Here is a 12,031-nt window from a genome sequence, read left to right as displayed (position 1 = left end):
TCAAAATCGGCTGGATAGTTGGCCCAGGTCGCAGCATCGATAAGATGGTAAAATGCGGTTTATCAGCGCTGCGGCGACTAACCGCTCTTCTCTACGACGCCTACTCCGGGTAGCTACTGCGCGCTCCGGTTGCGGATAGATGCAGTCCGACGTCAGCTATCGTGGCTTCGCCTTGAAGAAGCCCACCTTGCAGTGTCGGAAAGGCTGATCGAGCCTATTCGACACTGTTTGTTCAGCTCACGACGGCCTGGAAGGCGTACGACTAGCCGCGAATCCGATGTTCTGTGAAGGAATAGTCTTCTTGGCAATCCCCTGAAGGATCTGATTCGACACTTGTGTAATGGACGGTGTCGGCATCGAGGAACTTGTAGCTGTAGACGTCTGGCGAGGACACGCCAACTGTCTTCATCGCATTCTTCCCGTTAGCGGCTCTCCATGTCCCGTGCTCCACTTGGATACGCTGGGACTGCTGAGCGTCTCGGTAGAACGTGACGGTGAATTTCCCGTCTTGCTGGAAGCTGGTACTCCATGACAAGAACTGACACTTACCGTTTGCTTCTCGCAGGCCCTTCCAAGAGCCCACCAAAGCAGGATCATTTGCAGGCTTGTTAGCTGCGCAGCCGCCAAGCACTGCTGCGAGGGCGATGATGCCAACAGTGATACTCCGTTTCACTTTATCTTCCTTCTTCAAAATAACTGGTAACGCGGCACCGAAATGCCCACCAAATTGGTATCGACAGTCGGGTGGAAATCTTTTGCTAGGTCGGTTCATTTTTTGTGGAATCGGAGTTCTCTCCCACCTTTTCGCAGCTTTGGCAGTGATGAATGAGGCTACCTCTGGAGTTGATAATGAGCGTCTTTTGACTGGCATGCCGCCCCTTGAATCTCGCTTTTCCTCACACTCGATTCACGTGGAGCGAGGAAACGGCCGCTCGCCGAACGGCGCCGTATACACGCTGGAAGACCATCGGGTTTTCTCCAGATTCACCTTGGTGGCACTCGCTTCAGGGCGGATAATAGTGAGTAGTTTCGATGACGAAGGACGCTGCAGGCATGAGGCAAAAGGTTCTGAGACTTTCGCAAAATCACCTTGGCCGTGACTTTGTCGTAAGTGACATCCACTTCAAAACCATCGACTTGTACAAAGGCCTGCGCAAACTAGGCTTTGACAGCAAAACCGACCGAGTCATCGGAGTGGGAGACCTCATCGATCGCGGCCCGGGCGCGCTCGATGGGCTTAAGCTTCTGGGCGAGCCTTGGTTTTTCACAGCAATGGATAACCATGAACAGATGCTGATTCAGGCTTACCGTGAAAACCCGGACGCTCGTTATGTTTCTCATGGGGCTGGTTGGTGGGCAACCGTAACCGAACTGACGAAAGCACGCTAAGGCTAAGGGTTGCTTACCGCAGTGGTACCCTTGCTAAGCTTCGACCCGCTCTGCGGTGGGCGGCCCGGTAATGGAGGACTTATGGTAAGCAAGGAAAGAGCATTTTCAATCCGAGACCTTATTGTCGCGCTCATGCGTGATCAAGGTATCCACTCAGGTTTTTGGGGGTTAACCGTTCATTTCGATGCTTCGGGCACATCCATCGCAAAGCCGGGCCAGCCTGAGCTAAATTTTCCAGGCTTGGCAGTGGGCGTAACTGGGGTGACTTTGATACCCGCTACAGCTAATGCGCCAGGCAGCCTCGACGCATCGGTACATAACCCGGCGCCCAAGAAGCGAAAGTCGCCGAGGCCAAGGGCGTCGAACGACGGCCTTTGACGGGCTTATCTGATCATCAAATGGCCAGTGACTTACAAACAGTCGGGGCAGGCCTGCCTACATCTTTAAAAAACCCAATCAGTAGCCCTCAGCTGAAGACGCGTGCATCGGTTATCACGTGGTGATACCCCACATCCAGTCTTAGACGTGAATGCTCTACTTCACCGTCAATGAACGCCATGAACGCTACCAGGACTGACCACGACGAGGTAAGGGAGTGCCGGACTTGATAAGCGACACCTCAGATCTGATTTGAGCAATGAACTCCGAAATTGCACGGCTGTTATCTAAAGTCTCAGCTGGCACGCCTCCCATTACCACGACAGAGCCGCATATGGGGTCAAACACCTCTATTGTGAGCTCCCTCTGGCCATTGCTGCTGCACCTGCAATGCAGGGGCAAGAATGCAGTCTCAACAATGTGCCGTAATTCGAGCGGCGAGATCGCCATGTTCAAGCTCCGCTTGTCGCGACTAGTCGGCATTCTGAATCCCATATTTTGCCAGCGGAACGCCTACGAGCCACGCTCATCCGGTGCTCCTACGGCGCCTACTTTCAAAGGCAGCAGCTGCGTCCATGCGGCGTGAGCAGACGATCCGCATGGCAGGTGCCTCCTAACGTTTGAAATGACAAAACGCAGGATCGCTGCTCGTAAAGCTGCTAATTGTCACCTAGGGTGGCATTCCCCCATCGACTACGACCACTGTATATGCAAACAGCATTTGAGTCATCTTATGGACGTCTTACCGGAAGCCGAATGGCCCGATGAATTCACTCGGGAGGAGATGCTTGAGCAGCAGTCGCACCTGCTGATCGAGGAATGCCATCTGCTTCAGAAGGAGCTGAGCCGGTACCGAAAAAATATGGCTAGGCTGATCCAGATGCATGCCGAAGCCAACTGCGAGCGGGACAACCTGCGTATGCAACTGAGAAGAGCCCAGATTCAGCTGTCCGATTGCCGCCGTGAGAACTCTGCGTTAGGCAACCGGGTTGCCGGACTCGAAAGCTGCCGAGATCGGCTAGAAGCTATTCACATAGCCCAGCGCATCTCGCTCGATTACAGCGGAACGACTTTCGACGAGCACCATGGTACTGAGCGCCTATCATCCGCGATCCCTCCGGGCGGCAAGGCATAGGCACTACTCCAAAGATCTGTCGGCATGACATAACGATCTTCTAGCCATGCAGCTGCGAAGCAAGCCACGAGCAGGAGTTGCAACTATATTCCGGTTTTGCTGCATTCCTACATAATCGACAATCCATTACCACCTCACGGACGTCACATGAGTTCAGAATTAACGGAAGAAGAGATGCGCCACGCGCTTTTCGGGGATGCAGATACCTCTACGCCGGCAGCTGCGCATGTTCCGATAGAATCAATTGCAGCCCCTGCAGTGGTGACCCCCGCCACTTCACCGGTGAAAAAGCGGATAGCCAAAGCCTTTACCCCTAGGCTCAGAGTGGTTTTGCGAGTGGGGAATGAGTTTGAAGGTGAGACGTTCGAGATGACCTATGAGGCCGATACCATGAGCACTCTGCTGGCAGAGCAGGAAGCGACGAAAGCGGCCAGGAAGAAATTTCGATATGTGGAAGTAGTCTCGGTCAAGCCGATATGATCGCGCTTATCTGAGATTCGCCACACAGATCCAGGCTGTTCTTATTCGGCCTTACGCTGGTGCATGAGGTTTCATGAAGGCTGTTTCACAGCTTGATTTCAATACGCTGAACCACGACGTCTGCCGCCTTGCCTGCTTTCTTGCCTCCGCTGCCCGCGCGCTTACACCCGACGGCAGTCGAGAAATGGCTGGCACAGCCTTTCAAGCTAAAGGTGCGACCATCACATCGGTCTGGCCATTCTCATTCAAAACAGCACGCACGAAACCTTCAGCCTTCTTACGCTCAACAAAATCACGGATAAAGGCAGCACCCGCTTGGCGAGATTGAGGAACGGCCATGGCTTGGCGTATGGATGTAAATGCGCCATCAAGAACACGATAAGAGTGATCGTCGGCTGCGACCTTTTCCAGCGGTTGTCTTACACCTGCAGCTGCATCAAGAGACCGCTCGATGTACAGCTCCACGGCACCGGCAGAAGTTGCCGCACGTTCAAGCTGCGCATTCTTCAACGTGCGGGAAAGAAACAGGTCATAGGCAGCCCCTTTGCCCACCGCGATTTTGAGCCCCACCTTATCAAGATCCTCTACGTCCTGATAAGTCGAAGTAGCAGCCACCAAATAGGTACCCTCGATGATGACGTAGGGTTCGCTGAAGGTGATTTGTTCTTCGCGGACTGGCTCAATGGCCAGAAACGCCACATGCCAAGCGCTCTCTTCAAGCGCTGCAAACACTTTCCCAGCGGCATCAAAGGTGACCATTTCCAAATGCACGCCAAGCTCTCTAGCCAAAGCCTTGGCCAATTCCACTGAGATCCCTTGAGGAGAGCCATCCCCCCCCTGTTGCGCCAGGACAGGATTGCCGAAATTAATCGCGGCGCGCAGGACACCTTCCGGAGCCAAATCTTGAAGCACGGTACGGTTGAGAAAAGTCATTGTTTGCTCCGGGTTTAAGTTCAGTCGTCCTTACGCTTTTACGAGCCCTCAGCACCCTAGCAACTGCAAAGCACGGAAGGGTTATCAGCGAGCGAATTAGCTTCGTACACAGGTTGGCTGTGGAAGACGGCTGTTGCGCTATCTAGAATATCCGTAATGGCAGCACCGATACGGGTGCTGCCGGTTATGTTCGGCTCAGTGAGCCTCGCGTGTCACTGGATTGCCGATTTGCGGTTCATCTTTGTTGCTCACACGCATCAGGATGGTCATAAGAAAACCGGCGACCAGCAACGCACTCAAGAACAACAGGCCGGTGGCTGCACTTTGGCTATTGCCTTTGACCATGCCAATCAACGATGGCCCAGCGAAGCCGCCCAAGTTGCCGATGGAGTTGATAACGGCAATGGAGACCGCAGCAGTGGTACGGTCGAGGAAAAGCGTCGGCAGTGCCCAGAACGGAGATTTGAAGCTGTAAAGTCCAGACAGCGCGACACAGATCATCACCGTCGCCATGTAGGGGTTTTCCAGCAAGCCTGCACCTACCATGCCGAGCGCCGCGATGAGCAGCGGTATAGCAGAGTGCAGCTTGCGCTCGTTGCGTTTATCGGAGCTACGCGACCAAGCTATCATTGCTGCAGTTGCAACGATGTAAGGCAGCATGGCAATCAGGCCAATCTGGGTGTGTGTCAGGGACGCCGAAAAGCTTTTGATGATCTGCGGCATCCAGTAACCAATACCCAGGCTTCCGCATTGGTACACGAAGTAGATGAAGCTCAGATACAACACCTTGGGGTTGGTCATCGTCTTAAACACACTGAGGCGCTTCACGTTCTTGCGACCTTGACGATCACGCTCCAGCTCTTCGATCAGCCAGGCTTTTTCATCAGCCTTGAGCCATTTGGCCTGTTCAGGCTTGTCGGTGAGAAAGAAGTAGCAGGCAACCCCCAGAAAGACGGCAGGAATGCCTTCCAGAAAAAGCATCCAGCGCCAGCCGCTCCAATTGAGCCAGCTGATGTTATCCATGATCCAGGTGCTCATCGGAGCGCCGATTATATAGCTCACCGGGATCGCAGCAGTGAACAGTGCAACCGTGGTGGCTAACTCTTTAGAGCGAAACCAGAAAGTCAGATACACGATGATGCCTGGAAAAAAACCTGCTTCGGCAACGCCCAGAAAGAAGCGAAGGACGTATAGCTGATTAGCCGTCTGCGCGAAGGCAGTCATTGCCGCAATGATGCCCCAGGTCACAAGGATCCGAGCAATCCAGACACGCGCACCGAACTTGTTCAGCATCACATTACTGGGCACTTCAAACAGGAAATAGCCGATGAAGAAGATGCCGGATACGAACCCGAAAGCTTCACTCGAAAGGGCTAGCTCCTTATTCATCTGCAAGGCGGCGTAGCCGATATTTGCACGGTCAAGATAGGACACGATGTAGAGCAGGAAAACGAACGGGATGATGCGCAGAGTAACCTTGCGAACGATGGCGGCTTCATCTGGCTTATTGTTATTCATGGCGGCCTCATCGGAACAGGCCAAGGCCTGTTCCATTCATTATTGAACGAGTCGACCGGTCAGGCCGAGAAAATCATGCAGACCGGGCTCCCGGTAGAAACCGTGAACCCGGTCTTACTCAACGCACCGGTCTTGGCGTCCGTTGCCATTGAAATAATGGTGTCGCTGTCTTCATTGAGCGCGAACAGAAAGCGCTCGTTGGGTGTGAGGGTGAAAAAGCGCGGAGTCTTGCCATCGGTGGGCATGAACTCCACCGGGGTCAGCATGCCGCTGCTCTGATCGATGGCGAACACCGCCACGCTGTCATACCCCCGGTTCGAGGCGTAGAGGAAGCGGCCACTGCGGTCGATCTCGATCTCCGAAGCACGGCTGTTGCCAGTGAACGTCGATGGTAATGACGGCAGTATCTGGATCGGCGAAAGCGCGCCGCTTTGACTATTGAAGCGATACGCGGTCACGCTTGAGTCAAGTTCGTTGACCACATATGCGAATGACGCTTTTGGATGGAAAGCCAGGTGACGCGGCCCGGAGCCCTCGCGACTGACTACGAACGGCTGTTCGGCGGGATACAGTTTGCCGTTGTCAAACTTGAAGCTGAACACTCTGTCCAGGCCCTTATCGGGTACCAGCACGAACTGGCCCGAAGGATCGAACGGGTTGAAGTGCGGCTTCGAGAAGGGTTGCTCAACACGATGTGGGCCCACCGGCCCTTCCAGTTTGAGCAGTTGGGTGATGCTACCGAGAGATCCGTCTTCGCCAACGTTTAAAACTGCGAGCGATCCACCAATATGATTCGACACCACCAGGAAGCGCTGCGTAGGGTCGAGTGCCAAGTGAACCGGGTTTTTGCCAGCACAGCTTTGACGATTTATGAATGTCAGCTTGCCTGTCCCCTTGTCAACGCTGAACGCACTCACTTCAGTCAGATCACCATGTACCGTGTAAAGCCTGTCTCCAGCCTTGTTGAGAGCAAGGAATGAGGGATTGACCAGATCCTTAACGACCTGCACCAGCGCCAATGTACCGGCATCCTGGTCGACCTTGTAGACAGTGATCCCCTCACCGCGTGCATTACGCTCACGAGTAGTGCGCGACCCGACATAGGCGTACATGGGGGTAGTTCTCCCTGATGCAGTATTGTTATTCAGAAGGTTAGCCGCCTGAGCGAGACCGGCGGGCAACAGAGCTCCGAGAGCCGAAATACCCGCTACAGCGCCCATTTGTTTGAGTACAGTGCGGCGGGTTGCGCCATTTAAATCAGGCAAGCGGGTACTTGCGTCTTTATCATCGCCGTGCATGGATGCGTCCTTTTTATTGTTAATCGCATTTGTCCGGCCCCTTGGCGAAGCCGGGATCAGATCAGTGCTTGGTTCGCGCCACTACCTTGCGTATGACGAACGGGAGAACGCCGCCGTGCATCAGGTAACGAATCTCTTGCAACGAGTCCAAACGGACACCGAGCTCGACCTGCTGCTGGTCACCATTGCCGCGATGGATAACCAGAGTCACTCGGTTGTCGCCTACAACCAGGTCATCCAAACCTATGAAGTCAAAGCGCTCGTCGCCCTGAAGATGAAGCTCGGTTACCGACTGCCCGTTTTTAAATTGCAGCGGAATGACCCCCATGCCAATCAGGTTGCTACGGTGGATACGCTCGATGCTCTGCGCCACCACCGCCTTGACGCCAAGTAACGCCTGAGCTTTCGCCGCCCAGTCGCGACTGGAGCCTGCGCCATAATTGATTCCCGCGAAAACAACCATCGGTGTCTGCTGGGCAGCATAACTTTTGGCTGCTTCGTATAGAGGCAGGCAAGCACTGTGATCGGCGTTCCAGGCCCAGACTCCCAGCCCTGGCTGGTTCTCACCTAGCTGCAGATTTTTCACCGACTTGTTGGTGAAGGCTCCGCGCAGCATGACTTCATGGTTACTGCGCCGGGTGGAGTATTGGTTCAGGTCAGCCGGATCTTCACCGCGTTCTAGCAACCACTGGCCTGCCAGACTGTCTGGTGGAATCGAATAAGCTGGAGAAATGTGGTCAGTGGTGACGTTGTCCCCCAGCACCATCAACGTACGAGCGCCACTGATTGCCAAGCTTGTTTTAGGCTCGCGAGCGATGTCAGCCAGGTATTGAGGCCGGCGCAAGTACGTCGAGTCGGGGCTCCAGGGAAATTGCACGCTCCCCTCAGCCGACAAGGCTTGCCAGTGATGGGTACCATCCCAAACCTTAGCTAGACGCTGCTGGAAGAACTCAGGTTTCACTGCTTTGGCTGCTTGCTCTGCAATCTGTGTATCCGACGGCATCAGATCGCGGAGGAACACGAAATTCCCATCTCGATCAGTCGCCAACGCATCGGATTGGAGGTCGATATCAATGGTGCCCGCAATTGCATAGGCCACGCACAAAGCCGGTGAAGCCAGATAACCTGCTGGAATCTTCGGATTTACCCGCCCTTCGAAATTGCGGTTACCCGATAGCACTACAACGCCCTTCAAGCCTTGGTCTGCGAACGTGTCTACGTGCTCTTCGAGCGAGCCCGAGTTACCGATACAGGTCATGCAGCCAAAACCCGCCAGATCGAATCCCAGCGCTGAAAAGTCTTCTAGCAGATTCGCCTCTTTCAGGTAGTCAGCGACTACTCGTGAGCCCGGCGACAAGGAAGTCTTGACCCAAGGCTTGCGCTGTACACCGAGCTCACGAGCCTTTCGGGCCAGCAATCCGGCCTGAATCATTTGGGCAGGGTTCGCAGTGTTCGTGCAGCTGGTGATGGCAGACATCACCACGGCGCCATGGGTAATCGACTGGCCAAAAGACGGCTCGAAAAAGCTCTGTTGTACAGGCGCTGTAATCAACTTTCCGCCACCCATTACTTCCTGGTGAAATGAGGCAGCAGCATTCGAAAGTTTTTGACGCTGATGGGGCTGGTGTGGGCCTGCGACACTCGGCTCGATGTCAGCGAGATCCAAATTGATCAACTCATCGAATTCGGGTTCGACCAGCTCATCGCGGCGCCAAAGCGGCTGAGCATTCATGTAGCTGATCACCTTGCGGCACAGCTCCGGCGAGCGCCCACTGAGTTTTAGGTAGGAAAGCGTTTCGTTGTCGAATGGAAAGAACACCACGGTCGCGCCGTATTCAGGTGCCATGTTTGCAACAGTGCCGCGTGCAGCCCAACTCAGAGCGGATACACCGGGGCCGGTGAACTCAACAAACTTGCCGACGACCGAGCGCTTACGCAGAATCTCAGCCACGTGGAGCGACAGGTCGGTGGCGGTAACCCCAGGAAGCATCGCATTGGTGACTCGAATACCGACGACCTTCGGAAAACTGATCGGGACTGGTTCGCCAACCATGGCAGCCTGACCCTCCAAGCCACCAACACCCCAACCCAGCACACCAATGGCGTTGATCATTGGGGTGTGGCTGTCCGTCGCCACCATGTCGTCTGGGTGCAACAGGCGCTGACCGTCTTCAGTGGTGCTCTCCCACACCACCTGCGCGAGGGCTTCCATGTTCATCTGGTGAATGATGCCGGTACCTGGGGGAATGACACCGAAGTTGGTCAAGCTTTTTTGAGCCCACTTGATGAAGCGATACCTTTCACTATTGCGTCGAAAATCGATGTCAAGATTTCGCTCAACCGCATCCTCTTCTGCGTAATGCTCCACGATTACCGAGTGATCGATTGTTAGTACAGCAGGGATGAGAGGGTTCATCGTTTTGGGATCGCCGCCCAGCTCAGCCACAACGTCTCGCATGCCCGCAAAATCAGCCAACGCCGGCAGACAGGTAGTGTCATGGAACATCAAGCGATTGGGCTGAAATGGCACCTCACAGTCGGGGCCTTGGCCAGTGGCGCGCGCCAGAACGGATGGCAATGCTTCAGGAGAGCAACGGGCTACGTTCTCCAGCAGGATTCGGATCGAATAAGGTAGTTTCGATAGCTGTGCTGAGGAAAGCATCTTGGCCAGGTCGACATAAGCGAATTGCTCGTCGTCGATCACCAGATGATTGATGAGATCGTAGGCAGTCTCGGTCATTCTCGTATCGCTCGGGCTTTTATTATGGTCGCGGGACTCGGTCGCTGGCCGATCCATACCGCTGATGAGCCGATACTAGGACTACTGAGCACCACTGGAAATTGATGAATCGCCATAGCTGCGTTCTCCAAAGGAGAACGCTTGGTTAGTCGTCTGCGAGCTTCAAATTGTCGATCAGCGTTTTAAGGGTAGACGACGCGGTGTCGTATCTTTTGACTACCAACTGGAGCGACCTTCGAGCCCACGGCTCTTCCAGCGTCACGGCTTTCAGCTTATGACTGCGCAGATATTGGTTGATCACGCTACGCGGCAAGATGGCGACGCCTAGCCCGGCAGAGACCATCCTGCACATGCAGTCAAAGCTGCTTATCCTGATTCGAAGTTTGAGCACCATACCCAGTTTCTCAGCCTCGGCGGTTAGCAAGGTATGCATCGAACTTTCAAGGTGTGGGCCCACGAACTCATGCTTAAGTACCTCCTCGAACCGCATGGACTTGCGGCCCGCTAGCGCATGACCAGTGGGTACTACCAACGTTAATTCATCATTGCGATAGGGTATTGCCTCTAGCCCTTCTGCAGGTGTCTGACTGGCGATAATGCCAAGATCTGCACGACCGTCGGCTACGGCCCGAATGACGGCAGAGCCGACACGCTCTTCGATGTCGAACTTGATTTGGGGATACAGCGAAACGAAATCGGCAATGTCCTGAGGAAGGAACTGCGAAAGCGCCGAGGTGATGGCGTGTATGCGCAAATGCCCTTTGACACCGCTCGCGTAGTCGCCAAGCTCGTGGTCAAGTTGCGCGAGCGTCTGTCTAACCTGGCGTGCATAAAAAAGCAGTGATTGGCCTGCCGGGGTTAGCTCCACGCCTCGCGCGTTACGCACCAGAAGCGGTGCTCCGATCTGACCTTCAAGCTCTGATACCCGCTTGCTGATAGCAGAGACCGCTAAGTGCTTCATACGGCCCACTCGCGTTAGGTTTCGCTCCTCAGCAACAGTGATGAAAATATCCAAACTGGTCAGATCATAACGCACGGGAATATCCTTGAGATTCATCGAAGCGTATAGGTGAGTCGTTCAGTGGCCGGCGACCTAGGACGCGATATGTTAGTACAGGTGGTGTAAAAGTGAGCTTTGATAGGATCGCGGATCAGCAATGCAATATTGGCCCAAAAGGTATTGGCTCGTGACCAAAACTGAACAAACCAATGCATCGACCGCTGATCTCATCCGCAGCATGCGCCAAGTCTCGGAGACCCTACGGAGCTCCTCTACATCGCTGCTGAGCGCTGCAGTACGACTCGCTTCGGCTGGTGAGGATAGGGAAGCTAGGCATCTTATCGATTTGGCCAAAGGCATCCAGGAGGCTGAAGACGAGATGCGTAAGCATGTGAACGATGCGCGCACCGGCAGGATCATAAAACTGAGCCCACACTAGAGTTGGGATAGCAAGACCGTCGCCCCAGCGCGGGTGTTCTTACCCTCAAATCGCGTAGCGTCCACTCTTTCGAGGGCCTTCGCCTGAGCGGATGCGTCAGCACGTAGAGACGTTAGTTTGGTGCCAACTCAGTCAGCAACGGAAGCTCTGGATGAACACTGATCAACAGATGGTCGCATGGTGTGCCTCTTGGGCTTTGGTTGATGGGGTGGTGATGTGCGCTAGCTGCGCGCGTACTCAACTAGGCTCACAGAGTGACAAGCAGTTTACTCATAGGGAGGCTCGCAGAGCCGATGGGGTCTCAAGCTCGACGCCGTGGCGTTGAGCTGCATGACATCCTCGACGCAGCCCGAGGTTGAAAAGGTAGCGGCTGTCGCGGGCCTACGCCTTCCTCACCGAACATTGCAGAAGCCTATGCTAGTGAATTATAGAGCACGCCCCGCCTCGTAGACTCCACTGTTCCGACCCGTGCACGGCTTTGATCGCACACTGTAATCTTTGGCTTCTAGAACCCTATAGTTGGGAGTTTCGCTTCTCCCCGGAGCACGCCACCGATGCAGCGGGTTCGGCAGTTCGGCAGTTCGACGTAAGCGTCCGGCGAACTTACCTTCCAAACCCCAGCAGGGCCTTATACGTGTCGGTGTGGTACCGGGCTATCTGCTCACGCAGTTCCAGCGCGCCTTTTGGTTGGGCGCTACACATCTGCTTCGGCTTCAGTCCA

10 protein-coding genes are annotated in these 12,031 nt (G+C 54.7%); 3 read left to right on the top strand and 7 right to left on the bottom strand.

What is annotated here, in order from left to right; genetic code table 11:
* Positions 1-262: 262 nt before the first annotated feature.
* Positions 263-871, bottom strand: a complete 609-nt coding sequence (locus ACYAR8_RS18425) for an early set domain-containing protein (RefSeq protein WP_463580666.1) — start codon at positions 869-871, stop codon at positions 263-265.
* A gap of 161 nt (positions 872-1,032) precedes the next feature.
* Between ACYAR8_RS18425 and ACYAR8_RS18420 the strand changes: the two genes are divergently transcribed.
* On the top strand, positions 1,033-1,389 hold the full coding sequence (locus ACYAR8_RS18420) for a metallophosphoesterase (RefSeq protein ID WP_463580665.1): 357 nt from the start codon (positions 1,033-1,035) through the stop codon (positions 1,387-1,389).
* Between the two features lie 564 nt (positions 1,390-1,953).
* On the opposite strand, the gene ACYAR8_RS18415 is transcribed toward ACYAR8_RS18420, so the two are convergent.
* Complete coding sequence (locus ACYAR8_RS18415; RefSeq protein WP_463580664.1) at positions 1,954-2,217, bottom strand: DUF1652 domain-containing protein; 264 nt, start codon at positions 2,215-2,217, stop codon at positions 1,954-1,956.
* 283 nt (positions 2,218-2,500) lie between these two features.
* On the opposite strand from ACYAR8_RS18415, the gene ACYAR8_RS18410 reads away from it, so the two are divergent.
* Both ACYAR8_RS18410 and ACYAR8_RS18405 read left to right on the top strand, forming a co-directional pair.
* The gene (locus ACYAR8_RS18410; RefSeq protein WP_463580663.1) at positions 2,501-2,902 is read left to right on the top strand and encodes a hypothetical protein; all 402 of its coding nucleotides are present in this window, start codon (positions 2,501-2,503) and stop codon (positions 2,900-2,902) included.
* Positions 2,903-3,049: 147 nt separating this feature from the next.
* On the top strand, positions 3,050-3,382 hold the full coding sequence (locus ACYAR8_RS18405; protein WP_463580662.1) for a hypothetical protein: 333 nt from the start codon (positions 3,050-3,052) through the stop codon (positions 3,380-3,382).
* Positions 3,383-3,583: 201 nt separating this feature from the next.
* Here ACYAR8_RS18405 and ACYAR8_RS18400 read toward each other — a convergent pair whose 3' ends face one another.
* The 5 genes from ACYAR8_RS18400 to ACYAR8_RS18380 form a co-directional block, all read right to left on the bottom strand.
* Positions 3,584-4,315 carry a transporter substrate-binding domain-containing protein gene (locus tag ACYAR8_RS18400; RefSeq protein ID WP_463580661.1) on the bottom strand — a complete coding sequence of 244 codons (732 nt, stop codon included), beginning with the start codon at positions 4,313-4,315 and terminating at the stop codon, positions 3,584-3,586.
* A gap of 195 nt (positions 4,316-4,510) precedes the next feature.
* Positions 4,511-5,833 (bottom strand): MFS transporter, encoded by a 1,323-nt coding sequence (locus ACYAR8_RS18395; RefSeq protein WP_463580660.1) that lies wholly within the window; start codon positions 5,831-5,833, stop codon positions 4,511-4,513.
* A gap of 59 nt (positions 5,834-5,892) precedes the next feature.
* A complete protein-coding gene (locus ACYAR8_RS18390) occupies positions 5,893-6,945 on the bottom strand; it encodes a lactonase family protein (RefSeq protein WP_463580700.1) in 1,053 nt (350 codons plus the stop codon).
* A gap of 247 nt (positions 6,946-7,192) precedes the next feature.
* Positions 7,193-9,871: an aconitate hydratase AcnA gene (gene acnA, locus ACYAR8_RS18385; RefSeq protein WP_463580659.1), complete on the bottom strand. Its 2,679-nt coding sequence runs from the start codon at positions 9,869-9,871 to the stop codon at positions 7,193-7,195.
* Positions 9,872-10,016: 145 nt separating this feature from the next.
* Entirely contained in the window at positions 10,017-10,928 is a 912-nt protein-coding gene (locus ACYAR8_RS18380) for a LysR family transcriptional regulator (protein ID WP_463580658.1), read from the bottom strand.
* Positions 10,929-12,031: the final 1,103 nt, after the last annotated feature.

The sequence above is a fragment of the Pseudomonas sp. HP_01 genome (assembly GCF_055284355.1).
The sequence above is the reverse complement of the archived record's forward strand: the minus strand, read 5'-3'. Positions and strand labels throughout refer to the sequence as shown.